24 protein-coding genes and 1 pseudogene are annotated in these 25010 nt (G+C 72.5%); 9 read left to right on the top strand and 16 right to left on the bottom strand.

Features of this window, described 5'->3' with window-relative positions; translation table 11 throughout:
- Positions 1-62: 62 nt before the first annotated feature.
- Complete coding sequence (locus AS97_RS24340) at positions 63-1082, bottom strand: hemolysin family protein (RefSeq protein ID WP_210565649.1); 1020 nt, start codon at positions 1080-1082, stop codon at positions 63-65.
- Positions 1079-2470, bottom strand: coding sequence for a hemolysin family protein (locus tag AS97_RS24335; protein WP_210565648.1), 1392 nt, complete (start codon positions 2468-2470; stop codon positions 1079-1081). The genes AS97_RS24340 and AS97_RS24335 overlap by 4 nt, the downstream gene beginning before the upstream one ends.
- A gap of 429 nt (positions 2471-2899) precedes the next feature.
- Here AS97_RS24335 and AS97_RS24330 point away from each other — a divergent pair, with 429 nt between their 5' ends.
- The 4 genes from AS97_RS24330 (at position 2900) to AS97_RS24315 (ending at position 5763) form a co-directional block, all read left to right on the top strand.
- Complete coding sequence (locus tag AS97_RS24330) at positions 2900-3529, top strand: hypothetical protein (RefSeq protein WP_210565647.1); 630 nt, start codon at positions 2900-2902, stop codon at positions 3527-3529.
- A 118-nt stretch (positions 3530-3647) separates the two neighbouring features.
- Positions 3648-3899 (top strand): hypothetical protein, encoded by a 252-nt coding sequence (locus tag AS97_RS24325; RefSeq protein ID WP_059146445.1) that lies wholly within the window; start codon positions 3648-3650, stop codon positions 3897-3899.
- An 11-nt stretch (positions 3900-3910) separates the two neighbouring features.
- Positions 3911-5053 (top strand): SPFH domain-containing protein, encoded by a 1143-nt coding sequence (locus AS97_RS24320; protein ID WP_059146444.1) that lies wholly within the window; start codon positions 3911-3913, stop codon positions 5051-5053.
- Positions 5054-5331: 278 nt separating this feature from the next.
- On the top strand, positions 5332-5763 hold the full coding sequence (locus AS97_RS24315) for an NUDIX hydrolase (RefSeq protein ID WP_210565646.1): 432 nt from the start codon (positions 5332-5334) through the stop codon (positions 5761-5763).
- Positions 5764-5780: 17 nt separating this feature from the next.
- Here the strand turns inward: AS97_RS24315 and AS97_RS24310 are convergent, their stop codons facing one another.
- Entirely contained in the window at positions 5781-6680 is a 900-nt protein-coding gene (locus AS97_RS24310; protein WP_059146442.1) for a LysR family transcriptional regulator, read from the bottom strand.
- A 107-nt stretch (positions 6681-6787) separates the two neighbouring features.
- On the opposite strand from AS97_RS24310, the gene AS97_RS24305 reads away from it, so the two are divergent.
- Entirely contained in the window at positions 6788-7696 is a 909-nt protein-coding gene (locus AS97_RS24305) for a PhzF family phenazine biosynthesis isomerase (RefSeq protein WP_210565645.1), read from the top strand.
- A gap of 50 nt (positions 7697-7746) precedes the next feature.
- On the opposite strand, the gene AS97_RS24300 is transcribed toward AS97_RS24305, so the two are convergent.
- The 4 genes from AS97_RS24300 to AS97_RS24285 form a co-directional block, all read right to left on the bottom strand.
- Positions 7747-8427 carry a response regulator transcription factor gene (locus AS97_RS24300; protein WP_210565644.1) on the bottom strand — a complete coding sequence of 227 codons (681 nt, stop codon included), beginning with the start codon at positions 8425-8427 and terminating at the stop codon, positions 7747-7749.
- A complete protein-coding gene (locus tag AS97_RS24295) occupies positions 8424-9791 on the bottom strand; it encodes a sensor histidine kinase (RefSeq protein WP_210565643.1) in 1368 nt (455 codons plus the stop codon). The genes AS97_RS24300 and AS97_RS24295 overlap by 4 nt, the downstream gene beginning before the upstream one ends.
- A gap of 129 nt (positions 9792-9920) precedes the next feature.
- The gene (locus AS97_RS24290; RefSeq protein ID WP_210565642.1) at positions 9921-12200 is read right to left on the bottom strand and encodes an MMPL family transporter; all 2280 of its coding nucleotides are present in this window, start codon (positions 12198-12200) and stop codon (positions 9921-9923) included.
- Between the two features lie 516 nt (positions 12201-12716).
- Positions 12717-13412 carry a hypothetical protein gene (locus AS97_RS24285; protein ID WP_210565641.1) on the bottom strand — a complete coding sequence of 232 codons (696 nt, stop codon included), beginning with the start codon at positions 13410-13412 and terminating at the stop codon, positions 12717-12719.
- 152 nt (positions 13413-13564) lie between these two features.
- Between AS97_RS24285 and AS97_RS24280 the strand changes: the two genes are divergently transcribed.
- From AS97_RS24280 to AS97_RS24265, 4 genes are all read left to right on the top strand, one after another.
- Positions 13565-14203 (top strand): HAD family hydrolase, encoded by a 639-nt coding sequence (locus tag AS97_RS24280; RefSeq protein WP_210565640.1) that lies wholly within the window; start codon positions 13565-13567, stop codon positions 14201-14203.
- A gap of 70 nt (positions 14204-14273) precedes the next feature.
- Positions 14274-15446: a helix-turn-helix transcriptional regulator gene (locus AS97_RS24275; protein WP_210565639.1), complete on the top strand. Its 1173-nt coding sequence runs from the start codon at positions 14274-14276 to the stop codon at positions 15444-15446.
- A 236-nt stretch (positions 15447-15682) separates the two neighbouring features.
- A complete protein-coding gene (locus AS97_RS24270; protein ID WP_086708179.1) occupies positions 15683-16048 on the top strand; it encodes a hypothetical protein in 366 nt (121 codons plus the stop codon).
- Positions 16045-16272, top strand: a complete 228-nt coding sequence (locus AS97_RS24265) for a hypothetical protein (RefSeq protein WP_086708177.1) — start codon at positions 16045-16047, stop codon at positions 16270-16272. The genes AS97_RS24270 and AS97_RS24265 overlap by 4 nt, the downstream gene beginning before the upstream one ends.
- Positions 16273-16366: 94 nt before the next feature.
- On the opposite strand, the gene AS97_RS24260 is transcribed toward AS97_RS24265, so the two are convergent.
- From AS97_RS24260 to AS97_RS24220, 9 genes and pseudogenes are all read right to left on the bottom strand, one after another.
- On the bottom strand, positions 16367-17080 hold the full coding sequence (locus AS97_RS24260) for a DUF4232 domain-containing protein (protein ID WP_125756762.1): 714 nt from the start codon (positions 17078-17080) through the stop codon (positions 16367-16369).
- A 157-nt stretch (positions 17081-17237) separates the two neighbouring features.
- Complete coding sequence (locus tag AS97_RS24255) at positions 17238-18335, bottom strand: ABC transporter ATP-binding protein (RefSeq protein WP_210565638.1); 1098 nt, start codon at positions 18333-18335, stop codon at positions 17238-17240.
- Positions 18332-19153 carry an ABC transporter permease gene (locus AS97_RS24250; protein WP_247204825.1) on the bottom strand — a complete coding sequence of 274 codons (822 nt, stop codon included), beginning with the start codon at positions 19151-19153 and terminating at the stop codon, positions 18332-18334. The genes AS97_RS24255 and AS97_RS24250 overlap by 4 nt, the downstream gene beginning before the upstream one ends.
- Positions 19154-19206: 53 nt before the next feature.
- Positions 19207-20043, bottom strand: coding sequence for a molybdate ABC transporter substrate-binding protein (modA, locus tag AS97_RS24245; protein ID WP_210565637.1), 837 nt, complete (start codon positions 20041-20043; stop codon positions 19207-19209).
- Positions 20044-20114: 71 nt separating this feature from the next.
- Entirely contained in the window at positions 20115-20504 is a 390-nt protein-coding gene (locus tag AS97_RS24240) for a helix-turn-helix transcriptional regulator (RefSeq protein WP_174887398.1), read from the bottom strand.
- Positions 20505-20614: 110 nt separating this feature from the next.
- Positions 20615-22066, bottom strand: coding sequence for an FAD-dependent oxidoreductase (locus AS97_RS24235; RefSeq protein WP_079059928.1), 1452 nt, complete (start codon positions 22064-22066; stop codon positions 20615-20617).
- 298 nt (positions 22067-22364) lie between these two features.
- A pseudogene (locus tag AS97_RS47585) lies at positions 22365-22646 on the bottom strand ((2Fe-2S)-binding protein); the annotation flags it as partial.
- Positions 22643-23899 carry an FAD-binding oxidoreductase gene (locus AS97_RS24225; RefSeq protein ID WP_197049302.1) on the bottom strand — a complete coding sequence of 419 codons (1257 nt, stop codon included), beginning with the start codon at positions 23897-23899 and terminating at the stop codon, positions 22643-22645. The pseudogene AS97_RS47585 and the gene AS97_RS24225, both read right to left, overlap by 4 nt.
- 29 nt (positions 23900-23928) lie before the next feature.
- A complete protein-coding gene (locus AS97_RS24220) occupies positions 23929-24930 on the bottom strand; it encodes a proline racemase family protein (protein WP_086708164.1) in 1002 nt (333 codons plus the stop codon).
- Between the last annotated feature and the right edge of the window lie 80 nt (positions 24931-25010).

Genomic DNA, 25010 nt, shown 5'->3' with positions numbered 1-25010 from the left:
GGCTGCGGTCGGCTTGGCTGCGGTCGGCTTGGCTGCGGTCGACGCGGCTGCGGTCGGCGTGGTTACGCCGGGGCCGGGCCCACGAGTTCGTCCAGGACGTCCGTCATCGTGACGAAGCCGAGGACCGCCGTACCGGTGTCGGCCGTCACGGCGGCCAGGTGGGTGCCGGTGGCGCGCATGGTGGTGAGGGTGTCGTCCAGCGGCGTGTCGGCCCGCACACGGGGGATGGTGTGGACGGCGGTACGGGGGAACGGGCGGTCCCGGTCGACGGCCCCGAGGGTGTCCTTGATGTGGAGGTAGCCCAGGATGGCGCCGCCGGGGCCGGTGACCGGCAGGCGGGAGTAGCCGGAGGCGGCGGCCGTGCGTTCCAGTTCGGCGGGGGTGACGCGATGGTCGACGGTGACCATCGCGTCGAGGGGGACGAGGATGTCGCCGACCCGCCGGGTGCCCAGTTCCAGGGCGTCGCGCAGCCGGTCGCCACCGGACTTGTCGAGCAGCCCGGCGTCGCTGGAGTCCCGTACCAGCCGGATGAGTTCGTCGTCGGTGAAGACCGCCTCGACCTCGTCCTTGGGCTCCACCTTCAGCAGCCGCAGCACGGCGTTGGCGAAGGCGTTGACGCCGAAGACGACGGGGCGCAGGAGGCGGGTGAGGGCCACCAGGGGCGGGCCGAGGAGGAGCGCGGTGCGCTCGGGGGCGGCGAGGGCGATGTTCTTGGGGACCATCTCGCCGATGAGCATGTGGAGATACGTGGCCGCCGTGAGCGCGACGACGAAGGCGATCGGATGCACCAGGGCGTGCGGCACGTGGACGGCGTCGAAAACGGGCTCCAGCAGATGGGCGATGGCCGGTTCGGCGACCGCGCCCAGGGCGAGGGAGGAGATGGTGATGCCGAGCTGGGCCGTGGCCATCAGCGCGGACAGGTGCTCCAGCGCCCACAGCACACCGCGCGCCCGCTTCTCTTTCGCCTGCGCGCGCGGCTCGATCTGGCTGCGGCGCACGGAGATCAGGGCGAATTCGGCGCCGACGAAGAAGGCGTTGGTGAGGAGAGTGAGGGCGCCGACGGCGAGTTGGAGGACGGTCATCGGGTGGCCTCGGTGATCTCGGCGGACTCGGTGGCTTCGGCCGTCTCGACGGGCTCGGTGGCTTCGGCCGTCTCCGCGGGCTCGGTGATCCGTACGCGGTCGGCGGGCTCGGTGATCCGTACGCGGTCGGCGCGGTGGTGGTCGACCTTCAGGACCGTGAGCTGCCAGCCGTCGATCTCGATGGTGTCCCCGGCCGCCGGGATCCGCTCCAGGGCGGTGGCCAGCAGGCCCGCCACCGTTTCGTACGGCCCCTCGGGAGCGGTCAGGCCGATGCCGGTGAGCTCGTCCAGCCGTAGGCTCCCGTCCGCCTCCCAGGTGCCGGGGCCGAGGGGCACCAGGCCAGGGGTCTCGTCGGTGTCGTGTTCGTCGCGTACGTCGCCGACGATCTCCTCGACGATGTCCTCCAGGGTGGCGACCCCCGCCGTGCCCCCGTACTCGTCGATGACGACGGCCATGGTGTGCGCGCTGCGCAGCCGGTCCAGCAGCCGGTCCACCGGGAGGCTGTCGGGGACCAGGAGCGGGGGTGTGGCCAGGTCGGTGACGGGGGTGGTGGCGCGGTCGGCGACGGCCAGGGCGAGGACGTCGCGGATGTGCACGGTGCCGACCACCTCGTCCAGGGTGTCGCGGTAGACGGGGAAGCGGGAACGCCCGGTGGCCAGGGTGAGATTGGCGGCGTCGGCGGCGGTGGCGTGGGCCTCCAGCGCCTGGACGTCCACGCGCGGGGTCATCACGTTCTCGGCGGTCAGCTCGCTCAGATGGAGCGTACGGACGAACAGCTCGGCCGCGTCCTGCTCCAGCGCGCCCGCGGCGGCCGAGTGGCGGGCCAGCGCGACCAGTTCGTCCGGCGTACGGGCGGAGGCCAGCTCCTCGGCGGGCTCCAGGCCCAGACGGCGCACCAGGCGGTTGGCCGTGTTGTTCAGGTGGTGGATCAGCGGGGCGAAGGCGGCGGTGAAGGCGCGCTGCGGGGCGGCGACCGCCTTGGCCACGTGCAGGGGGCGGGAGATCGCCCAGTTCTTGGGCACCAGCTCCCCGGCGACCATCAGCACCACCGTGGAGAGGGCCACGCCCAGCACCAGTGCGGTCGTCGACGCCGCGCCCTCGGCCAGGCCGAGCGCGGTGAGCGGGCTCTGGAGCAGGGCGGCCAGCGAGGGCTCGGCGAGCATGCCGATCACCAAGGAGGTGACGGTGATGCCCAGTTGGGCCCCGGAGAGCTGGAACGTCAGTCGGCGCACCGCCATCAGCGCGCTGTCGGCCCCGCGCTCACCGGCTTCGGCGGCGCGCTCCAGCTCACCGCGTTCGACGGTGGTGAGGGAGAACTCGGCGGCCACGAAGAGCGCGCAGGCGAGCGTGAGGGCCAGCGCGAGGAGAAGCAACAGGATCTCGGTCACCGTGCCACCGCCGTCTGCCCGCTCAGGAGAGCCCTGGTGAGGGACGCCGTGGTGAGGGACGCCGTGGTGAGGGGCGCCGTGGTGAGGGGCGTTCTCATGAGGAGCGGGCGGGGGGTGGCACGGGTGGTACTGGGAGGGTCAGGGTCGCCCATCGCGGGTCGGGTGCTCCTTCATCGCTGGTCGGTGGCTCGCCGGGACGTCCGGTGGATCCGCACATGTCCGGGGAAGGCAGTGTCCCCGCATCCATAGTAAAGGGACGGTAAAGGTGTGGGGGCCCGGCCCGCGCCCCGTCCGCGTCGAGATGCGCTCCGCATAGCCTGCGGCTTTTCCCTGTCGGCTCGATTGGGTACGGGGTTGCCTGTCGTCGGCACAGGTTTATCGGCAATACTTCCCGCCGTGGAGCAGAGCACTGGACCGATCATCCCGCCCATGCACACAGCCGGGACGGATCCGGGGTATGTCCCCGGCCTGACGTCCCCGCGCCCTGCCGATGTGGAGGAGGACGCACCGGACAACGCAGCAGAGCGGCGGCCCGAGGAAGTCACCGCCGAGGACGAAGTCGACGAGGTCGAAGACGCCGAGGGAGAAGGCGCCGACGCCGAGGCGGAGTCCGACGACGAGGCCGATACGAAGGGCGACGTCGCGTCCGACGGGGAAGCGGACGACGACGAGGAAGCGGAGGGCGCGGAGGAGGACGGTGGCGTCGTCTTCGACGTGTCCGACCGGCGCGGTGCGATCCGGGCCGGGCGCCATGGCGTCGCGTTCGAACTCGATGGCGAGAAGGCTGAGTTCGAATGGGACGAGATCGGCGCGGTGGAGGTCGACACCCCGCGGTTCGGGAAGCGTTTCGGGATCACGGTCTATATGACCAACCGGCGTTGGTACACGGCCGATGTCGAGGCGCCCGCCCGCAAGCTCCTCAAGGAATGGACGGCGGAGCTCGACGCGGTGCTCGACGCGTATTTCGAGGACTCGAAGGACGGCGAGGCCGAAGCGGAAGCCGAGAGCAAGGACACCAAGGACACCGAGGACACCGAAGCCAAGGACGCCACCTCGTAGCGGCCATCCGCGCGGGTGGCGGTTCATCCGGTCCTCGCCGCGCACAACCGTATCCGGCGCCGGGAAAACGGTCTAACGTCGGGTTTCAGCAGCGGAACGACTGGGGGGCGGCCGCCGTATGACACCGGATGATCCTGTGATCGGTTGCACCGGGGTGCTGGTACTCGGCACCCGGGGGGCCGGTGGTCCCGGTGAGGTCCTGGTGCGGGTCAGAGGCGGTTCGGAGACGTTCCTCGCCTGGTCTGCCGACCCGTTGCCCCCGGGCGCGTCCGTCCTCGTGATCGACTTCCGTGGCTCCCGCCAGGTCGACGTCATCGAGTGGACCGATCCATTGAACGCGTCGTCCGGCATGGCCGGCGGCGCCGGCTGAGGAGACGAAGGATGTTCGGTTACCGCGTGCCCGCACCCGACCAGGCGATGCTGATCTCGGGGGGCAGGCGTGGGCAGGGGGGCGCGCCGTTTCGCGTGGTGACCGGGCACGGCAAGTTCGTGCTTCCGGTCTTCCGCAAGGTCCGTTTCCTGACGCTGGCGATGTGTGAGGCTGAGGTCGAGGAGAAGTGCGTCAGCCGACAGGGCATCACGCTGACGGTGCGCTCGGTGATCGCGTTCAAGGTGGGCAATGACACCGAGTCCATCGTCAACGCGGGTCAGCGGTTCCTCTCCGACCAGGAGCAGATGGCGGTGCTGACGGGGCGGATCTTCGCGGGCCATCTGCGGTCCATCATCGGCTCGATGACGGTCGAGGAGATCATCACCGAGCGGCAGAAGCTGGCCACCGAGGTGCTGGACACCTCCAAGGCGGAGATGGCGAAGATCGGTCTGATCGTGGACTCGTTGCAGATCCAGTCGATCGACGACGGCGACACCGGCTATATCGACGCGATGTCCGCCCCGCACAAGGCCGCCATCCAGCGGCAGGCCCAGATCGCCCAGGCGCAGGCCAGCCAGGCATCGGCCGAGGCGGAGCAGGAGGCGGCGCGCAACCAGGCCGAGTACGCACGGCAGACGGCGGTGGTCCAGGCGCGGTACAGCGCCGAGGTGGACCGCGCCCAGGCCGAGGCCGCCCAGGCGGGGCCGCTGGCGGAGGCGCACGCCCAGCGGGAAGTGCTGGCCGCGCGGACCGAGTTGGCCCAGCGGGCGGCCGATCTGCGGCAGCAGCAGCTCGTGGCCGAGATCGTGAAACCGGCGGAGGCGGAGGCCGAGCGGATCCGGGTGGTGGCGCTGGCCGAGGCGGAGCGGATGAAGATCCAGGCCGAGGCGGCGGCCTCGCACGGCCGGGTGGCGCTCGACCGCATGCTGATCGACCAGCTCCCGCAGATCGTCAAGGAGGCCGCCTCCGGGCTGTCCGGGGCGAACGTCAATGTCCTCAACGGGGCCGATGGGCTGGGCGAGATCGCGGCGGGCCTGGTCGGCCAAGGGCTGACCATCCTGGACGCGGTGCGGCGCAACATGGGCACGCCGGGTCCGAAGGACGAGCCGAAGCGACCGAGCGGGGCGGACGACGGCGCGGTCGAGGTTCGTTAGACCCGGCAAGCCTGTAGAGCCCGTGCGGCCCGTGCCGCCCGTGCGGCTCGTGCGGCCCGTGCGGCTTGCACGGCTCGTGCGGCCCGTGCGGCTTGCACGGCTCGTGCGGCCCGTGCGGCTTGCACGGCTCGTGCGGCCCGTGCGGCTTGCACGGCTCGTGCGGCCGGTCAGGCCGGTTCGGTGGATGAGTGGCGGGGCCCGGCTCTCCGGTCATGGCCCCGGCCCCGTCCGGCCGTTGCTACCGTGAGAAACCCAGCCAGCCGAGAGGGCCGAGGAACGTGACCCCTGACCGCCCGCACCGCGTCAGCGTCGCCGGAGTCATCGTGGACGAGCGCGGCCGAGCGCTGCTGATCAAACGGCGCGACGGCAGCACCTGGGAGCCGCCGGGCGGTGCGCTCGAGCCCGACGCCACCATCCCCGACGCCCTGCAGCGCGAGATCCTCGACGAGACGGGCGTCAAGATCGCGCTCCCGGCCGCGCTCATCGGGGTCTACAAGGACATGAACGACCTCACCGTCTCCCTGGTCTTCCGCTGCGAGGCCCTCGACGGCATCCCCGCCACGGGCCCCCGCACCCGCGCCTGGCGCTGGGCCACCCGCGCCGAGGTCCCCGACCTCGCCGACGAGGCGTACGCCGTGCGCATCCTGGACGCCCTCGACGCCACCGCCCCACCGGCGGTCCGCGCCCACGACGGCGTCACGCTCGTCTGACCCGCAGCGCCCCCGGCTCACGCCGGAAGCAGCCGCGTCAGCTCGTCCGCCACCGCCCGCGCCGCCGGGCTGGTCCAGCGGCGGCGGTGGCGGGTGAGGTGGACCGGGACCGGGGGGATGGCTGGGCCGTGGACTTCGGCGAGCCGGCCGTCGGCGAGCTGGCGTTCCACCGTGGCGCGGGGCAGCAGCGTCAGGCCGAGCCCGGCGGCGACGCAGGAGCGGGCCGCCTCGATGCTGCCGAAGCGGGTGAGGCGGGGTGGCGGACCGGGGAGGGTGAGCAGGGTGCGGACGAGGTGGTCGCTGTAGGAGCAGCCCTGTTCGTGGACGAAGAAGCTCTGCGCGGCCAGTTCGTCCCAGTCCGCGTCGCGTCCGGCCAGCGGGTGGCCGGGGGCGGCGAGGTAGACGAGGGGTTCGCGGGCGATGGGGCGGGCGACCAAGTCGGCCTCGGTCACGTCCTGTTCGAGGAGGAGGGCGAGGTCGAGCCGTCCCGTACGCAGTCCCTCGACGCCCGCCGCGGTGCCCGCGGGGTGGAGGTGGAGATCGATACCGGGGTGGGTGCGGCGCAGCGAGGCGATCACGCGGGGGAGGTGCGAGGCGCACAGGGACTCGCCCGCGCCGAGCGCGACGGGGCCCTCCACCGTGCCGTCCGCGCCGTCACCGTTTCCGGCCGCCGCCACCGCGCGCAACCGGGCCTCGGCGTCCAGGACCTCCTCGGCCTCCTTCAGCAGCCGGCGGCCGGCGCTGGTCGGCAGGGCGCCTGACGGCAACCGGTCGAAGAGGCGGGTGCCCAGCTCCCGTTCCAGGGTGCGTATCTGGACGGTGACGGTGGACTGGGCGAGATGGAGATCGGCGGCGGTCGCGGTGAAGCTGCCGGTTCTCGCCAGCGCCGCGAACGTCCTCAGGAGTCGTGTGTCCACGACGGTCAGGATAGGCAGCCCCCACCTGGCACCATCGGGTTTCTCGATCGTCTCCAGCAAAAGGAATCGTTGGACGCGATACCGGTCGCGGTGGAACCGTGGACGGCATGACGGCACCCACGACAGACATCGACGTTCTGCACTACTCCGCCTTCACCACCCACCCCGACGGCGGCAATCCCGCCGGTGTGGTCCTCGACGCCGCGGCCCTCGCGGACGACGACGCGGCCATGACCGCCGTCGCCGCACGGGTCGGCTACTCGGAGACCGCGTTCATCACCGAGCGGGACGAGGCCGCGCGCCGCTACCGGCTGCGGTACTTCAGCCCGCTCGCCGAGGTCGCCTTCTGCGGGCACGCCACCATCGCCACGGCCGTCGCCCTCGCCGACCGCGACGGCCCCGGTGAGCTGATCTTCGACACCGCCTCGGGCGAGATCCGCGTCGAGACCACGGCCGATGGCGACGGCCCGTCCCGCGCCACGCTCACCAGCGTTCCCACGCGGTCGCGCCCGGCCGACCCGGGCGCGGAGGTCGAACCGACACTGGCGCTGCGCTGGTCCGCGGAGGACCTGGACCCGGCCCTGCCCCCGCATGTCGCCTTCGCGGGCAACGACCACCTCGTCCTCGCCGCCGCCACCCGCGAGCGGCTGGCGGGTCTCGACTACGACTACGAAGCGCTGGAGGCGGTGATGCGGCGGCGCGGCTGGACGACAGTGCATCTGGTGTGGCGCGAGGCGGGGGGTGGCTCGGCGGGCGAGGCCACGAACGGCTTCGTCTTCCACGCCCGCGATCCGTTCCCGGTCGGCGGGGTGGTCGAGGACCCGGCCACCGGCGCCGCGGCCGCCGCCTTCGGCGGCTATCTGCGGGCACTCGGCCTGGTCGACGGCCCGACCCGGGTCCGTATCCGCCAGGGCGAGGACATGGGCCGACCCAGTGATCTCCTGCTCGATGTCACGCCCGACGAGCCCCGGGCGCGCGTCAGCGGGCAGGCCGTCCGGATCCCGCGGAGCGGGTGAGGAGCGGCGCGAATCCCCGACGCGTGACACCGTGACCCTGGCCTCGGCGGTCACGGTGCGGGCGGAGCAGCCTGCACCAGGCCCGTCTGGTAGGCGATGACGACCAGTTGGGCACGGTCGCGGGCGCCGAGCTTCATCATCGCGCGGTGGATGTGGGTGCGCACGGTCAGCGGGCTGAGCGTGAGGATCTCGGCGATCTCGGTGTTGGACCTGCCCTCGGCGGCCAGGCCCATCACCTCGCGCTCGCGGCCGGTGAGCTCCGACAGGCGCTCCGGGGGCGCGAGGTGGGCGTCGAGGGCGGGGGACATGAGGAAGTTCGTGATGAGGGTGCGGGTCGCGGCGGGTGACAGCAGCGCCTCGCCGGAGGCCACCGTGCGCAGACCGGCCAGCAGGGTGTCGGCGGTGACGTCCTTGCCGAGGAAGCCGCTGGCACCGGCGCGCAGCGCCTGGGCGACATAGTCCTCGGTCTCGAACGTCGTCAGGATGAGGACGCGGGTGGCGGCCAGCTCGGGGTCGGCGCAGATCGCGGAGGTGGCGGCGAGACCGTCCGTGCCCGGCATCCGGATGTCCATGAGGACGATGTCGGGATGGTGGGCGCGGGTCAGTTCCAGCGCCTCCGCGCCGTCCGATGCCTCGCCGACCACCGTCATGTCCTCGCAGGAGTCGATCAGGATCCGGAAGGTGGCCCGCAGCAGGGCCTGGTCGTCGGCGAGCAGCACCCTGATGGTCATGACTCTTCTCCTCCTGCTGGAACATCTGCGGCGGCTACGGGCGCCTGGGGAGCCGCCTCGGGTGCCGCCTCGGGTGCCGACTGGGGTGCCGCTTGGGGTGCCGTCTCGGGTGCCGACTGGGGTGCCGTCTCGGGTGCCGAGGGCTGGAGCGGCAGCGCGGTGGTGACCTCGAAGCCGCCCTCCGGGCGGGGGCCCGCGCGGAGTTCGCCGCCGATGGTGTGGGCGCGTTCGCGCATGCCCATGACGCCGAAGCCCCGGCTCGGCCCGGTCTCAGCGGCATCGGTGTGGCCCATGGTGCCTGTGGTGTCCGGACCGTCGTTGCTGACCGTGATCAGCAAACGGGATCCGGCGTAGGCGATGCGTACGTGTGCGGCGTCCGCGGCGGCGTGCTTGGTGACGTTGGTGAGCGCCTCCTGCACGATCCGGAACGCGGTCAGGTCCACTCCGGGGGAGAGCGGGCGCGGCTCCCCTGTGGTGGTGACCGTGACGGTGAGCCCCGCCGACGCACACGCCGAGACCAGTTCGGGCAGACGGGCCAGGCCGGGGGACGGCTCCAGCGATGCGGAGGCCGGGTCGTCGTTCTGGCGCAGCAGTCCCAGCGTGGCCTTCAGCTCGCGCAGTGCGGAGGAGGTGGTGCCGGTGAGGTCGGTGAGGATCTTCTTCGTCTGCTGCGGGCTGGTGAGCGCGAGGTGGGCGGCCGTACCCGCCTGCGCGTTGGCCAGGGCCAGGTGGTGGGCAACGACGTCGTGCAGCTCGCGGGCGATGCGCATGCGCTCTTCCGTGACGCGCAGCCGGGCCTCCTCCTCCCGGGTGCGCTCGGCGTGTTCGGCGCGGGCCTGCACCGATGCCAGGTAGGCGCGCCGCAGCCGGGTCATGTTGCCGGCGGCGAGCGGCAGCAGCAGCCAGAAGAAGGGACCGATCATCCTGACCAGCAGGGAGTGGCTGTCCATGGAGTCGGCGAATACCGCCGCAGCCATCAGCGCCGCCATGGTGGTGACGCCGAAGACGCGTGTGGTCTTGCGGTCGGTGAGCGTGGCCAGCCAGTAGAGCGCCGCCATGACGGGGCCCATCAGCAGGGGGGTGAGCAGATACCCCCGCGAGATCGCGATCACGGTGCAGACCGCGGTCACGACGACGGCGGTGCGCGGGTGGGTGCGGTACTTCAAGAGGGCGAGGCAGGACACGCCCATGAGGACGATGGCGGTCCTGTCCTGGCCGGGTGGGTCGGCGCCGGGCAGGCTGAGATTGCTGCCGAGGGTCGCACCGCCCATCAGTGCCAGGACGAGCACCACGTCGACGACGCGGGGGTAGCGGTCGGCGTACTGCTCGAAACGATCCGTGTAACGCTCAAGGCTGGTACTCATCGGGCTCTCCGGTCGTTGCTCTCGGGCCATCGTGACCGTTTCCCCGCTCCCCGCGCGAACGGCTGCCGGGACCGCCCATGGCGTTCGCCGCGGGTGGCCCCGGTCGGTGGGGTCGGCAGGGCAGTCGTCTCAGGTGCGGGCCACTTCGCGGCCGGGCGTCCCGGCCGGATCCGCGTCCGCCTCCGAGCCTGCTTCCTGGTCTGTTCCCTGGCCCGCTCCCCCGTCCGCTTCCCCTCGGCGGCTGAGGGCCTCGCCCTCCACGTCGACGTTGGGCAGCAGCCGGTCCAGCCACTTCGGCAGCCACCAGGCCCGGTCGCCGAGCAGGGCGAGCACGGCGGGAACGATCGCCATCCGTACGACGAAGGCGTCGAACAGGACGGCGAAGGCGAGTCCGAACCCGATCATCTTGATCATGGAGTCGCTCTCGCCGACGAACCCGGCGAACACCGCGATCATGATCAGCGCGGCGGCCACCACCACGCGAGCGCTGTGCCGGAAGCCGGATGTGATCGCCTGGCCGGGTCCCTCGCCGTGGACGTACGCCTCCCGCATCCGCGAGACGAGGAACACCTCGTAGTCCATGGCCAGGCCGAAGACGATGCCCACCAGGAAGATCGGCATCAGGCTCATGATCGGGCCGGTCTGTTCCACGCCCAGGAGTCCGGCGCCATGGCCCTGCTGGAAGACGAGGACGACCACGCCGAGGGAGGCCAGCACCGACAGCAGGAAGCCGAGGGCCGCCTTCAGCGGGACGAGCAGGGACCGGAAGACCACCAGCAGGAGCACGATCGCGAGACCCACGACGACGACCAGGTAAGGGATCAGCGCGGCCTGCACCTTGTCGGAGATGTCGATGTTCAGCGCGGTGGTGCCCGTGACCTCGAAGGTCGCCCCGGTCTCGGACTCGACTCCGGGCCGCTCGCCCCGAATGGTCGTGACCAGGTCCTTGGTCTCCTCATCGGTCGGCGCCGTGGACGGCACGACCTGGAGGACGGCCGTGTCACGGGCCTCGTTGAAGCGGGGCGGGGAGACGGAGATGACGCCTTCGGTGCCGCGGAGTTCCTTCGCGACGGTTGCGGCGGTGCCCTTCGCGTTGGCCGCGCCCTTCGCGTCTGCGTTGGCTTTCGCGTCCACGACGACGGTCAGCGGCCCGTTGAAGCCCGGTCCGAAAGCCTCGGCGAGCGCGTCGTAGGCCCGGCGCTCGGTGGTGGAGGTCGACTTGGCCTCGTCCCCGGGCATGCCGAGCTGCAGGGCCGTCATCGGCACCGCGAGGGCTCCGAGGCCCACCACGCCGAGCAGCAGCACGGGCAGCGGACGCCGCAGGACGAACCGCGCCCAGCGGCTGCCCCCGTTGTTCCGGGTGCCCTCTTCCTCGATCCGTCCGCTCTTGCGGGCGCGCCGCCGGAGCACAGCGTTCGGCCAGAAGCCCAGGAGCGCCGGGACCAGCGTCAGCGCGATCAATACAGCGACGACGACCGCGCCCGCCGCGGCCAGGCCCATCTTGGTGAGCATCGGGATGCCGACCACCGCGAGTCCGGCCAGCGCGATGACTACGGTGAGCCCGGCGAACACGACGGCGGAACCGGCCGTGCCGACCGCCAGACCGACCGCCTCCTGTGGCGCACGGCCCTTGGCGCGCTCCTCGCGGTAGCGGGAGACGACGAACAGGGCGTAGTCGATGCCCACCGCGAGGCCCAGCATCATCGCCAGGGTGCCGGTCGTCGTGGACAGACCCAGCGCCTGGGACAGGGTCAGGATGGTGGCCGTGCTCACGCCCACGCCGATGAGAGCGGTCAGCAACGGCAGCCCAGCGGCGACCAGCGAACCGAAGGTGGCCAGCAGCACGACGGCGGCTATCACGACACCGATCACCTCGGCCGCACCGCCCGCCCCGCCACCGTCGGCCATCGCGCTTCCGCCGGCCTCGACGGTGAGCCCGGAGTCCTGGGCCGTGTGGATGGCCCGCTCCAGCCGCGTCCGGTCGGCGTCGGTGAGGTCGTCGGCGGCGACCTTGTAGGTGACGGTCGCGTACGCCGTCGTGCTGTCCTCGCTGACGGCCTTCGCCTGGAACGGGTCGACAGCGCTGGCGACCTGCGGGCCGTCGGCCAGGTCGGCCACGGCCTTCTCGACGGCCCGCTTGTTCTCGGTGGCGGTGACCTTCTCACCGCCCGGCGCGACGAAGACGACCCGGGCGGTCGCGCCGTCGGCGGTGGCTCCGGGGAAGCGCTGTTCCATCAGGTCGAACGCCTTCTGGGACTCGATGCCCGGCATGGAGAACCCGTCGTCGGAGGCTCCCGGAGCCTTGAGGGCGCCCAGCCCGACGGCGGCCAGGACGGCCCCCCAGACCAGGGCGACGTACCAGCGTCGCCGGAAGGCCAGACGGCCCACTCGGTAAAGGAAAGTAGCCACGGCAGGAGGTCTCCACATCTGGTGCCGACTGTCCGCCCAGGCTCTCCGGGAGGGGGCGGTCGTGTCGTCGTGCGCCTGCCGACAGTTCGCGCTACTGAGAACGCAGTAGGGAGGGGGCGAGGGGGTCCGCCGCTGGTACGACGGACCCGGTGGGGGTCGTCGGGGTAGTCGGGGTTGTGGGGTCGTTGGGGTGGAGTCGTTGGGGTTGTGGGGTCGTTGGGGTTGTGGGGTCGTTGGGGTTGTGGGGTCGTTGGGATGTTCGGGCTGGTCGGCGTGGTTGGGTGCGGCGCCGTTTCGCGCCTTCGGCGCAATTGAGCAGCGGCGGCGGGGGTGGGGGGCGCGGCGCCGCTGGCGGGCGCCGGGTCGGTGGGGGTGGGCGCCGGTGGCGGCTGAGCTGGTGGGGGGCCGGGATTGGTGCCGGACAGCCGGGAGGGGGAGGTACCCCTCTCGAAATCGTTTGACAAAGTAGTTGCTTCAGATCAAGCGTTTTTTCGGGGGTACCCGGAGGGGCCGTCGCTATCGGAGGCCGTGGAGCTTGGTGATCAGACGTCGCAGGAGGGCCACCCGGTCGCTGCCACGCGGTCGGCAGTCCTCCAGGCGGCGGACGACCCCCGGTGGCACGTCCTCGACCCCGACGGCGTCCACGACCTTGTCGAGCGCGTGGATGCCCCAGTACTGGTTGAAGGCGAGCGGCTCCCTGACGACGGCGTCGGCGAGGAGGGTCAGCGCGTCGGGTACCGGCACCGCGTACAGCCGCGCGTACGCCGCCAGCCGCAATCCGCCGTCCGGGGAGGTGAGCCAGCCGTCGAGGTCGGGGTCCGCGAGCCGCTGGGTGGTGCGCACCAGCCGCGCGAAGATGCCGTTCATGCGCTGCGTACGGGCGGAGCCACTGGCCATCGACCGGCGGACCTCGAGGTATTCGGCGGCCAGTCGACGCACGTCCGCCAGCGCCGTGGGGTCGTCGGTCTCCGGTCCGTCGTCGCCGCTTCCGACAAGGGCGGCGTCGGCGATGCGCTCGGCGGCCTCGATGCGCTGCTCGACGGCCTCCTTGAACTCCAGGCGCACCCCGCCCGGCAGTTCGATGCTGTTGAGCAGATCGCGCAACCAGGGCACGACCGCCACGACCAGGAGCGCCACGGTGACGTTGTCTATCTTCAGGTCCGGCGCCAGCACATGCGTGACCGCCACCGCGACCGCCACACCGCTCACCACGGACGCGACGATGTACCGACGCCACGCGGACCGCCGCGCAAACCGCCCACCCACTCCGTGCTCCCCCCGCCTCATGCCCCCCAGCCTTCCCCAGCCGGGGCCACTTCAGGCCGGACGGGCATCGGCCCGAGCCGGCCGCCTACGCTGCCCGCATGATGCGTGCAGTGGTCTTCGACGTCGGCGAGACCTTGATCAGGGATGACCGCGGATGGTCCAGGTGGGCGGACTGGCTGAACGTCCCCCGCCATACCGTGTCCGCACTCGTCGGCGCGGTCGTCGCTCAGGGCCACGACAACGCCGATGCCCTGCGACTCATCCGGCCCGACATCGACATCGCGGCCGAGCGAGCCGCGATGGAGGCCGCTGGGGTGGGTGAAGAACTGAGCGAAGCCGATCTGTACCCGGATGTGCGTCCCGCCCTCGCGGCTCTCCGTGAGAAGGGGCTCCGCGTCGTCATCGCGGGCAACCAGGCCGCGCACGTCGGCCAGTTGCTACGGGAGCTGGACCTCCCGGTTGACGAGATCGCCACGTCGGGAGAGTGGGGCGTGGCCAAGCCCGACCCCCGCTTCTTCGCCCGCGTACTGGACCTCGCAGGCACCCCGCCCGACAAGACGGTGTACGTGGGGGACCACCCCGCGAACGACATCCGCCCGGCAAAGGCGGCGGGACTGCGCGTCGCGCATCTGCGCCGTGGGCCGTGGGGCCATCTGTGGTCCGGCACTGCTGAGGCGGCTGGTGCCGACTGGCAGATCGACTCGCTGCACGATCTCGTACGATGCGCCGCCAGTTGAGGCGAGCAGCCCCGCTGTCGCAAGGCCGCTCGCTACCGTTCGGAGTGGACGCACCGAACGGAGCACCGGTATGCCCAGCGATCTCGGCAAGCGTGTGGCCTATCAGCGCCGCGTCGCTCGCATGACGCAACAAGAGCTGGCGGACGCCGCCGGTGTGCACGTCGGCACCCTGCGAAAGATCGAACGCAACGCCCGGGGCGCCGGCGACAACGTGGTGGAGGCCCTCGCGGCAGCTCTCGGTGTCGACCCATCGGTCTTGTGGGGAAGCCGGGACCGGACGGACGCCCGCGTTCACGCAGCGATGCCATCCCTGTCGGCCGTCATCGCGGCGTACGACGTGCCCGACGACGGGCCGGTGCGGCACCTCAGCGAGCTGAGCACAGCCGTGGACGAGGCGGTGACCTGGCGCCTGGCCTCCCAGTACGTCCGGATCGCACGCCACTTACCCTCGCTCATCAGCGAGCTGATTCGTGCTTTCCACCTCGCTTCGGGAGAAGCGAAGCCCGAGACAGCGAGCCTGCTCATCGGTGCGGTTCGAACCGCTGACGCTCTGGCGTACAAGTACGGTGCCCGGGATCTGTCTGCCCGTCTGGTCGATCTGATGCGCTGGGCGGCGCCGTGCACTGACGACCCGCTGCTGGACGCCACCGTCGCATACGTCCGCACCGAGACCTTCTTCGCCGCACGCGCGTTCACCCCTGGACTACGCGCGCTGGAGGCCGCGTTGGACCGCGTACCCACCAGTGACGAGGAGGCGGCCATGGCTGCCCGAGGCGCCTTGCACATGCGCGCCGCTGTCATTGCGGGGCGCGCCGGTCTCGTGACAGCCGCGGACAAGCACCTCGCGGAGGCTCGGCGCCTGGCGGATGCCGTGCCCGAGAACGTCTATCAAGGCACAGCGTTCGGGCCGAACAGCGTCCGCGTCCACGAAGTATCCGTCGCGGTCAGCCTCGGTGGTGACCATGTGCGTCGCGCCCTCGACGTGGCCAACGATTGGGCCCCGCCGCGGGACCTTCCTGCCGAGCGCCGCAGCGGGTTCTACATCGAGGTGGCCCGTGCGCAACTGTGGTCGGGGCTGACCCGCGATGCGTTCGAGTCGCTGAAGGCCGCGCGGCACATCGCTCCACAGCACACCCGTGATCACCCATGGGTGCGAGAGGACGCCGCGACTCTCCGCCGCCTGCGGCGTGGAGATGCCGAGAGCTTGAGCAAATTCGCGGAGTGGTGTCACGCGGGTGAGTGACCCGCACTGACCCTCGCCGGGTCACTTACGGCCCTTCCAGCGGAGAACAGTCTCCCTGTCCACACCGACCAGGCGGATGGGACAGCCGTACGCCGCCCGACCCATCATTCTTCCCCGGCGGGATCGCGTACGGCCTGACGTCGTCTGTGAAGACCACCGCGACCAAGGCGAACCGAATGTCAGCTGACTCTCTCAAGTCCCCTCCATGGGCACCTCCGAGCAGTACCGACGTAGAGATGGTGCGGGTCGGCCCGCACTGGGACGTCGTACGGGCGCCGGAGGCGCTCGGCGGGCGGGCCCTGGCCTTACTCGGCGGGGCGACCGGTGCCGTCATCGCCGATTACAACCTCATGTACTGGCTCATCCGCCCAGGAGCCGCGCAGTACTGGCGGCGTATCCGGCAGGTTCAGACGCTTGGTACGGGCCGCGTCGAGACGTCGTACATCGGCGTTCCTCCCATCGACCGCACCAGCGGGCCGTATCTGCACTGGCGCGTACCGGTCGGGCCGGGGCGATACCTCACGGACGCCAACCGGCTGCGTGAGGCGCTGGTTCGGGCGGTCGTCGCCGAACTCGGGGTCGCGGAGGGGGACGACCGGTGACCGACGGCCGTCCAGCCGCCCAGCAGTCGCTCGCGGCAGCGCACCGCGTCGAGTTGCCGGATCCCGACACGCTGACCGGGCCGCAGCTGGAGGGCTGGCACTGTGCCCTGTGCGGGCGGCGGTTGTACGCCGATCAGTTGCTCGGCACGGTGGAGTGGACCTGCGGCAGCAGGCCCCAGGAGGTCGAGCTGTGGGTGTGCCGACCGCTCTGCCGCGAGGCGTGAAGCGGAAAGTCCGCTGCCGGGGTGTGGCACACCGGGGCAGCGGACTTCCCGCTCGGAGATGGTCTTGGCTCAATTCCAGGCAGCGCCGACGTGGTCAGCCGATGGGGTTGACGAAGGTGGCCGGGTGGGTGGCGGCTCGCTGGTCGACGAGCGCGCCCCACGGCCACTCCAGCTTCAGCGAGGCGGTCTCGTTCGGCGGAGTGACGACGGCGAAGGCGGGCTTGTAGGAGCCCTCCTCGCTCTCATCGGTCATGCCGAGGTTGATCGTGAAGTCGGTGCTGTCCCCGGGGCCCAGGGTGATCGAGCCGTACTTGGCCGACGAGCGGGCCAGCGACCAGACCTGACCGCCGTTCTCGGACGTGAGGTCCACGCCCGCGAAGCCGCCGATCTTGCAGGTGCGGTCGCCGGCGTTGGTCAGCACGATGCTGGTGGTCGTCGAACCGCCCGCGTTCGGGTCCGGGGCCGCGTCCTCACCCGTGGCGAACGACGCCTCCAGGCCGGAGGTGTGGCAGCGCTCGACGCCCGAGCCCGCCCGGTCACCGCCTGCGGCGGGCGCGCCGCTCGACTGCTTGCCCGCGGCGCCCGCATCGGTGTCGACCTTGGCAGCGGGGTCCGCCTTGCCACCGGAGCCCTGCGCTCCGGCGGAGGAGCCCCCGCCGTTGGACTCGGCGCCGGCCGCCGGCTTCGAGGCGTTGGCGTCCGAGCCGTTGCAGGCGGTCAGGGTCAGGGCGGCGGCTGCGGTCAGGGCCGCGGCGGCGATGCGGACGGTGCGGCGACGAGCGGTACGGACAGTGGTGTTGGAGCTCATTTCGGGTCCCCCCGGGGCGGTCGGTGTCGTTGTCTCCTCGGTACGACAACCACTCTGCTCGGGGCCGCTATCGCAAGGCTGCCGCACCGCTAACGCCTGGCTAAGCGTCACGCCGCAGGTGCGCAAGGCCCGACGGCCCGTCCGGCCGGGGCCCGGCTCAGGCCGGATACGCGTGGGTCTGGGTCGCCTTGAGGGTGGCCCAGACGGTGCGGCCCGGGTGGAGGGCGAGTTCGGCCACGGCGGGTGTGGTGAGGTCGGCCAGCAGGGGGAGTTCGCCGGTGAGGTCGACGCGGATCTGGTCGCCGTGCGACTCCATACCGGCGACCTCCAGCCGCCACAGGTTGCGTGCGCTGGAGTCGGGGCGGTCGCGGTGGAGGGTGACCGCGGCGGGTGGGAAGGCGACGAAGACCGGGCCGGTGAGGTCCTCGGTGGTGGTGATGGTGGCGCCGCCGTCGAGCCGTACGGTGTGGCCGTCGGCGCGGCCCTGGTAGAGGTTGAGGCCGACGAGGCTGGCGATGTAGTCGGTACGGGGACGGCGGGAGATGTCCGACGGGGCGCCCTCCTGGACGGTACGGCCGTCCTCCACGACCACGAGCCGGTCGGCGAGCACCATCGCGTCCAGCGGGTCATGGGTGACCAGGACGGCCACCGCCTCGAACTCGGCCAGATGGCGGCGGAGCCCGGCGCGCACGTCGAGGCGGGTGCGGGCGTCCAGCGCGGCGAGCGGCTCGTCCAGCAGGAGCAGCCGGGGGCGGGTGGCGAGGGCGCGGGCGAGGGCGACTCGCTGGGCCTGACCGCCGGACAGGGCGCGGGGCTTGGCGCCCGCGCGGTCGGTCAGGCCCATCCGGTCCAGCCAGTCGGCCGCCTGGGCGCGGGCCTCCGCCTTCGGCACGCCGTGGCAGCGCGGGCCGAAGGCCACGTTGTCGAGGGCGGTGAGATGGGGGAAGAGCAGATAGTCCTGAAAGACGACGCCGACCGGGCGGTGTTCGGGCGGGGTCCGCAGCCGGCGCTCCGGCTCCTCCAGGGTCCGGCCGTCGAGCCGCAGCGCCCCCGTGGTGAGCGGGGTGAGTCCGGCCAGGGCGCGCAGGGCGGTGGTCTTGCCCGCGCCGTTGGGCCCGAGCAGGGCGACCACCTCGCCGGGCGCGGCGGACAGCCGCAGGTCGAGGCGGAAGGTGCCGCGGTCCACGACGAGGCGGGCGTCGAGGCCGTCGGTGCGCCGCCCGGCGTTCTCGGCGGGAGACGTGACTGTGGTCATGAGGTGGCCATCCAGCGGTCGCGCAGTCCGGCCAGGACCGCGATGGAGACGGCGAGCAGGACGAGGCTGAGCGCGATGGCGGCGGCCGGGTCGCTCTGCAGCGCGAGATAGACCGACAGCGGCATCGTCTGCGTCCGGCCGGGGAAGTTGCCCGCGAAGGTGATCGTGGCGCCGAACTCCCCCAGCGCCCGCGCCCAGGCCAGCACCGCGCCCGCGGCCACGCCGGGCGCGACCATCGGCAGGGTGACGCGCCGGAAGGCGGTGAAGCGCGAGGCGCCGAGGGTCGTGGCGGCCTCCTCGTAACGCGGATCGGCGGCCCGCAGCGTGCCCTCGACGCTGATCACGAGGAACGGCATCGCCACGAACGCCTCCGCGATCACCACCCCCGCCGTGGTGAACGGCAGTGTGATGCCAAACGCCGAGTCCAGCCAGCGGCCGACGATCCCGTTACGGCCCAGCGCGAGCAGCAGCGCCACACCGCCCACCACCGGCGGCAGCACCAGCGGCAGGGTCACCAGGGCGCGTACCAGCCGGCGGCCGGGGAAGCGGGTGCGGGCCAGCAGCCAGGCCAGTGGCACGCCCAGCACCAGCGCCACGGCGGTGGCGGCGGTCGCGGTGATCAGCGAAAGCCGCAGCGCCTGCCACACCGCGACGCTGGTCAGCTGGTCGGGCAGGCTCCGCCACGGCGCGCGGACCAGCAGCGCCACCAGCGGAAGCACCAGGAAGACCAAGCCGCCGAGGGCGGGCAGCAGCAGCGGCAGCGGGACCCCCGCCCGGAAGCGGGGGGTGCCGGACCGTCGCCGCGAGCCGCCGTCCAGAACCTCCGCCGCGCCGGTCACGGCGTCCGGCACCGGCCCCGCCTTCTGCTCCGTCACGGCTTGAGGAAGCCGGCCTCGCCGAGCACCTTCTGGCCCTGCGCGGACTTCACCAGGTCGATGAACACGGTGGCCGCCTCGGCGTTGGGGGCGTTCTTCAGCAGGGCGATCGGATAGTCGTTGATGGCCTGCTCGGACTCGGGGAACTCCACGCCCGCGACCTTGCCGCCCGCCGCCTTCACATCGGTCTTGTAGACGACGGAGGCGTCCACCTCCTTGAGCCGCACCTTGGTCAGGGCGCCTTTGACGTCCTGCTCGTACGAGACCGGGGTGAGCTTCAGCTTGGACGCGTCCAGCGCCTTCTGGGCCGCCGAGCCGCAGGGCACCTCCTCGGCGCACAGCGCGACCTTCAGCCCGGAGCGGGTGAGGTCCTTCAGCGTCGCGATCTTCTTCGGGTTGCCCGGGAGGGTGGCGATCTCGAGCTGGTTGCGGACGAAGGTGGCCGGGGCGCCCTCGGCGTCCTTGGCGTCGGTGACGGTCTTCATGGTCTTCGGGCTCGCGGCGGCGAAGACATCGGCGGGCGCACCGGAGGTGATGCTGGCCGCGAGGGCGTCGCTGCCGCCGAAGTTGAAGGAGACCTTGGTGCCGGGGTGTTCCTTCTCGAAGGTCTTGCCCAGGGCGGTGAAGCTCTCCTTCAGCGAGGCCGCCGCGAACACGGTCACCGTGCCGGACGGCTTCTTCGAGGACGAGCCGGAGTCGGACTCCTTGGAGGAGTCGTCGGAGTCGCCGGAGGAGCAGGCGGTGAGTGTTATGGCGGCGAGCGCGAAACCGCCCACCGCACGGTAGGTCCAACGGACTCGGGGCCGGGATCCGGATACGGAACGGGTCGTCATGGAGTCTGCCTCTCCCTCTCTGCCTCTGCTGCCGCTGCCGCCTGTGCCACTGCCGCCCTCGGCGCGCGTGCTCACGGGGTTTCCACGACCACGTTGGTCGACTTGATGACGGCGACGGCCGGAACGCCGGGCTCCAGCTTCAGCTCCTCCGCCGACTCCCGGCTGATCATGGACACCACGCGGAACGGCCCGGCCTGGATCTCCACCTGCGCGGACACATCGCCCAGGATCACCTCGGTGACGATGCCCGAGAAGCGATTGCGGGCCGAGGAGCCGGGGTTGTCGCGCTCCGCGCTCCTGGCGACCTCGCGGGCGAACGCGGCGAGCGCCGGGCCCGGGACGATCCGGCGCCCCTGCTCGTCCCGTTCGGCGGTCAGCCGTCCGCTGTCGACCCAGCGCCGCAGGGTGTCGGCGCTGACCCCCATCAGAGCTGCGGCCTCACCGATCCGGTACGTATGCATCCGCCGATGGTAGCGCCGCGTCTGCGAGCCGGTACATGGCGGTCGGGTGGTATCCGTCCAACGATTCGGGCACGAAGGCTGGCATCTGCGCGGCGCTGACGAACGTACGCTCAGGGCTCGTCGTCCGCGTCGGCTCCGGGCTCCTCGTCCCCGTCCGCCATCCCCGCCAGCTCCCCCAGCGTCACCGGGGCCGCGAACGGCCGTGCCGAGAGCTGCCGCACATCCTCCGCCGTGGCAGGGCGGCCGGTCAGCGACGCGGTGACGGCGGCGACGGCGAACCCGCAGATCCGGCCCTGGCACCAGCCCATCCCCGGGCGGGCCAGGAGCTTCATGGTGCGGGGGTCCTCGGCGCCGAGTTCGGCGCGGGCGCGGCACAGCTCCCCGTAGGTGACCTCCTCGCAGCGGCAGACCACCGTGCGTTCGGTCAACCGGCCGGTCCAGCCGGCGGGCACGGGGTAGGTGCGGTGCAGGGCGGCGGCGAAGGCCCGGCCGTGGCGGATCGTGGTGCGCAGCCGTCGCGCGGCGCGTGGATCGACCGGCAGCCCGTGGGCCGCCGCCAGGGTCAGGGCGGCCAGCCGTCCCTCGGCGACGGCCAGCGCGGCGCCGCCCACGCCCGTGGTCTCCCCCGCGGCCAGGACGTCCGGGACGGTGGTGCGCTGACGGGCGTCGACCACGGCGACGAGGGAGCCGTCGAGGTCGCGCCGGGTGTCGGCGCCGACCATCAGGGGCAGTTCGAGGGCGGGGGTGAACCCCCAGCCCAGCGCCACCAGATCGGCCTCGAGCACCTCGCCGCCGTCGAGCCGCACCCCACGCACCCGATCCTCGCCCAGGATCTCGGTCACCGCGGCCCGTGTCCGGTACGGGATGCGGTGGCGGGCCATCAGCGCCGCGTACCGCAGCGCCTCGGCGGACTTGGCGGGCACCCGCGCCGCCCCGCCCAGGTGGCGCAGCCAGCCGTGCACCGGGTTGGCCTCACATACGGCGAGGACGCGCACGCCCGCCTGAGCCAGGCCCGTCGCCACCGGCAGCAGGAACGGGCCCGTGCCCGCGACCACCGCCCGGCGGCCCGCCGCCGTCCGATGCCCCTTCAGCAGCGCTTGGACGCCTCCGGCCGCCATCACCCCGGGCACATCCCAGCCGGGGAGCGGCAGTTGGCGGTCGTGGGCGCCGCAGCAGAGCACCAGGGCGCGGGCCCGCACCCGGTCCCGCTCGACGGGGGCCGTCTCGTACGGACCGTTCAGGCGCACGGTGAACGGCCCGGTGTCCGGGCGGGGTCGATCGATCAGCCAGACCTGATGACCGGGGAGGTAGTGGAGGCGGCCGAGGCGGCGCTGGTGGTGCAGCCGGGCGCGGAGGCGGGCGAAGAGCCGCCCGTCGCGGTGGCCGGGGTGCGGCGGGTGTTCGTCGTCGTGGCGCCAGTACTGGCCGCCGGGGAGGCGCCCCGCGTCGATGAGGGCCACGTCCAGGCCCGCCTCGGCGGCGCCGACGGCGGCGGAGAGCCCGGCGGGTCCCGCGCCCACGACGGCCACGTCATACATCGGCGGATCAGCCGACATCGCCATCACCACCATCCTCGCCCTCGCCCTCGCCATCTACACGGCTATCGACACCGCGACGGTGGCCGTCATCCCGACCGCCACCGCCCCGGGCGATGTCACGGGCAGCGTCACCCGCAACGCCACAGGCAGCGGCACCCGCACCGCCACGGGCGATGTCACCGCCACGGTCACTGCCTCGGTCACCCGCACCGCCACAGGCACCGTCACCCGCACCGGCACAGGCACCGTCACCCGCACCGGCACAGGCAGCGGCACCGGCGCCATCACCGCCGCCACCGGCATCACCGCCGCCACCGCCAGCGCCGTCGCCGCCCTCTGCGGACAGCCGCATCCCGTCCCGTGCCGGAACCAGACAGGCCCGCTGCCCGGGCCGCCCGTCCACGGTGATCAGGCAGTCGAAGCACACCCCGATCCCGCAGAACAGCCCGCGCGGTCTGCCCTCCCGCCGCGTCGTCCGCCAGGCCACGATCCCGGCGGCCAGCAGCGCCGCGCCCACGCTCTGGCCGGGCAGCGCCGTGACCGTCGCGCCGTCGAAGGTCAGCCGGTACGGCGGCGGTCCACCGCGTGTGCTGCGCTCACTCATCCGCGCCCTCCTTCGTCTGCGAAGCGTTCGGGGGCGAACGGCGCCAGGTCCAGCTCCGTCGCCTCCCCGGTCAGAGCCTGCGCGATCAGCTTCCCCGTCCCCGCCGCGAGGCCGATGCCCGCGCCCTCGTGGCCGCAGGCGTGCCACAGTCCGGGGGCGCGCGGGTCGGGGCCGATGACCGGCAGATGGTCGGGGCAGTACGGCCGGAAGCCGGCGTACACCCGCATCGCCCGCACCGACGCCAGCACCGGGAACAGCCCGATGGCGCCCCGGGCCAGCGCCCGTAGGGCGGCGGGGGACGGCCGCCGGTCGAAGCCGACCCGCTCCCGGGTGGAGCCGATCAGTACCGTGCCGCCGCCCGTGCCCTCCACGACCGGCGACGCCTGCAGCTCCGCGTCCGAACTGGCCACGGCATCCACGTAGTCGGCCGCGTAGACCTTGTGCCGTACGGTCGCGGGCGGCAGGGGTTCGGTGACGAGGACGAAGCCGCGGCGCGGCAGCACCGGCAGCTCGACGCCCGCGAGCCCCGCCACGGCACCGGCCCAGGTGCCCGCCGCGTTCAGGACGGCGGGGGCGCTGATGGTGCCGTGGGGGGTCCGTACGCCGGTGACCGGGGAGCCCGCATGCCCGTCGCCCGGCCGCCCGCCACCCGGCCGCAGGAACCCCACCACCTCCGTGCGCGTCCGCACCACCGCTCCGCGCCGCCGCGCGAGCCTCAGCAGATGCGCCGCCGCCAGCATCGGCTGCACCTGGGCGTCCTGCGGATACAGCGCGCCCCCGGCGGCCTCGCGGGTCAGCCGCGGTTCGAGGGCGTGGAGTTCCGCGCCGGGCACCTGCTGTACCTCGACCCCGAGGGCCCGCTGCCGCTCGGCCAGCGTCCGCAGCGCGTCCAGGGCGGTGGGGGTGGAGGCCACCACCAGCCCGCCCTTCGACTCGAACTCCCACAGCCCGCCGTACGCGCCCAGGTCCTCGCCCCACACCTGCCGCGAGTACTGGGCGAGTTCCAGCTCCGGGCCCGGCTCCTTGTCCGAGACCAGGACGTTTCCCTCACCCGCGCCCGAGGTGCCGCCCGCGACGGCGCCCCGGTCGACCACCACGACCCGCAGCCCGGCCAGGGCGGCGAACCAGGCCGCGGCCGCACCGACCACTCCGGCGCCGATGACGACCAGGTCGGCGGTGCTCGGCAGCTCCTCGGTGGTCCCCGGAGTCGTGCTGAAGGGGCGCCCACGGGAATCGGATGTCTCTCCCACCATCGCCACGCTCCCCTACGTCCTTACGTCCCCTACATCAAAAACCCGGCCGGAAACGGATCGTCGGGATCGAGATGGAACTGCGCGGTGCCGGTGACCCACGCCCGCCCGGTGATCGCGGGCACGACGGCGGGCAGTCCCGCCACCGCGGTCTCCTCCAGCAGCCGCCCGATGAACCGCGTCCCGATGAACGACTCGTTCACGAACTCCTCGCCGAGGCCCAGCTCCCCGCGTGCGTAGAGCTGCGCCATCCGCGCGGAGGTGCCGGTCCCGCAGGGGGAGCGGTCGAACCAGCCCGGGTGGATGGCCATGGCATGGCGGGAGTGGCGCGCCGTCGACCCCGGGGCCTTCAGATAGACATGGTGGCAGCCGGTGATGTCCGGCCGCTCGGGGTGGTGCGGCGGCTCCTGCGCGTTCACCGCCTCCATGATCTTCAACCCGGCGGTCAGCAGCTCCTGCCCCGCCGCCCGGTCGAAGGGGAGCCCGAGGGCGTCCAGCTCCACGATGGCGTAGAAGTTGCCGCCGAAGGCGATGTCGTAGCGCACCTCACCGAAGCCGGGCACCCGCACCGTACGGTCCGTGGCCAGGCTGAACGAGGGCACGTTCCGGATCGTCACCGAGGTCGCGGCCCCGTCGCGCACGGCGACGTCCGCGACCACCAGGCCCGCCGGGGTGTCCAGGCGGATGGTGGTGACCGGCTCGCGCACCTCGACCATCCCGGTCTCGACCAGCACCGTGGCCACCCCGATGGTGCCGTGCCCGCACATCGGCAGCACGCCGGACACCTCGATGAAGAGCACTCCGTGGTCCGCGTCCGGCCGGGTCGGCGGCTGCAGGATGGCCCCGCTCATCGCGGAGTGGCCGCGCGGTTCGTACATCAGCAGGGTGCGCAGATCGTCCTGGTGCTCGATGAACCACCGGCGGCGCTCGGCCATGGTCGCGCCCGGGAGCGTCCCCACCCCGCCGGTGACCACCCGGGTGGGCATGCCCTCGGTGTGGGACTCCACGGTGTGCAGGACCCGTCGCGACCTCACGAGCGCCCCCTCACCGGTCGCCGCGACCTCACCGGCGTTCCTTCAGCCGAGGGACCCTTCGCCGACGGGCCCTTCGCCGA

The organism is Streptomyces sp. AgN23, assembly GCF_001598115.1.
Classification (GTDB): domain Bacteria; phylum Actinomycetota; class Actinomycetes; order Streptomycetales; family Streptomycetaceae; genus Streptomyces; species Streptomyces antimycoticus.
The sequence above is the reverse complement of the archived record's forward strand: the minus strand, read 5'-3'. Positions and strand labels throughout refer to the sequence as shown.

What these genes read in the sequence shown, in the direction of transcription:
- AS97_RS24235 (WP_079059928.1), bottom strand. Translation starts at nt 22,066, where the DNA reads ATGGCGATGTCGGCTGATCCGCCGATGTATGACGTGGCCGTCGTGGGC.
- AS97_RS24275 (WP_210565639.1), top strand. Translation starts at nt 14,274, where the DNA reads ATGCCCAGCGATCTCGGCAAGCGTGTGGCCTATCAGCGCCGCGTCGCT.
- AS97_RS24330 (WP_210565647.1), top strand. Translation starts at nt 2,900, where the DNA reads ATGCACACAGCCGGGACGGATCCGGGGTATGTCCCCGGCCTGACGTCC.
- AS97_RS24320 (WP_059146444.1), top strand. Translation starts at nt 3,911, where the DNA reads ATGTTCGGTTACCGCGTGCCCGCACCCGACCAGGCGATGCTGATCTCG.
- AS97_RS24295 (WP_210565643.1), bottom strand. Translation starts at nt 9,791, where the DNA reads ATGAGTACCAGCCTTGAGCGTTACACGGATCGTTTCGAGCAGTACGCC.
- AS97_RS24225 (WP_197049302.1), bottom strand. Translation starts at nt 23,899, where the DNA reads ATGGTGGGAGAGACATCCGATTCCCGTGGGCGCCCCTTCAGCACGACT.
- AS97_RS24325 (WP_059146445.1), top strand. Translation starts at nt 3,648, where the DNA reads ATGACACCGGATGATCCTGTGATCGGTTGCACCGGGGTGCTGGTACTC.
- AS97_RS24280 (WP_210565640.1), top strand. Translation starts at nt 13,565, where the DNA reads ATGATGCGTGCAGTGGTCTTCGACGTCGGCGAGACCTTGATCAGGGAT.
- AS97_RS24270 (WP_086708179.1), top strand. Translation starts at nt 15,683, where the DNA reads ATGGTGCGGGTCGGCCCGCACTGGGACGTCGTACGGGCGCCGGAGGCG.
- AS97_RS24255 (WP_210565638.1), bottom strand. Translation starts at nt 18,335, where the DNA reads ATGACCACAGTCACGTCTCCCGCCGAGAACGCCGGGCGGCGCACCGAC.
- AS97_RS24260 (WP_125756762.1), bottom strand. Translation starts at nt 17,080, where the DNA reads ATGAGCTCCAACACCACTGTCCGTACCGCTCGTCGCCGCACCGTCCGC.
- AS97_RS24300 (WP_210565644.1), bottom strand. Translation starts at nt 8,427, where the DNA reads ATGACCATCAGGGTGCTGCTCGCCGACGACCAGGCCCTGCTGCGGGCC.
- AS97_RS24240 (WP_174887398.1), bottom strand. Translation starts at nt 20,504, where the DNA reads ATGCATACGTACCGGATCGGTGAGGCCGCAGCTCTGATGGGGGTCAGC.
- AS97_RS24305 (WP_210565645.1), top strand. Translation starts at nt 6,788, where the DNA reads ATGACGGCACCCACGACAGACATCGACGTTCTGCACTACTCCGCCTTC.
- AS97_RS24340 (WP_210565649.1), bottom strand. Translation starts at nt 1,082, where the DNA reads ATGACCGTCCTCCAACTCGCCGTCGGCGCCCTCACTCTCCTCACCAAC.
- modA (WP_210565637.1), bottom strand. Translation starts at nt 20,043, where the DNA reads ATGACGACCCGTTCCGTATCCGGATCCCGGCCCCGAGTCCGTTGGACC.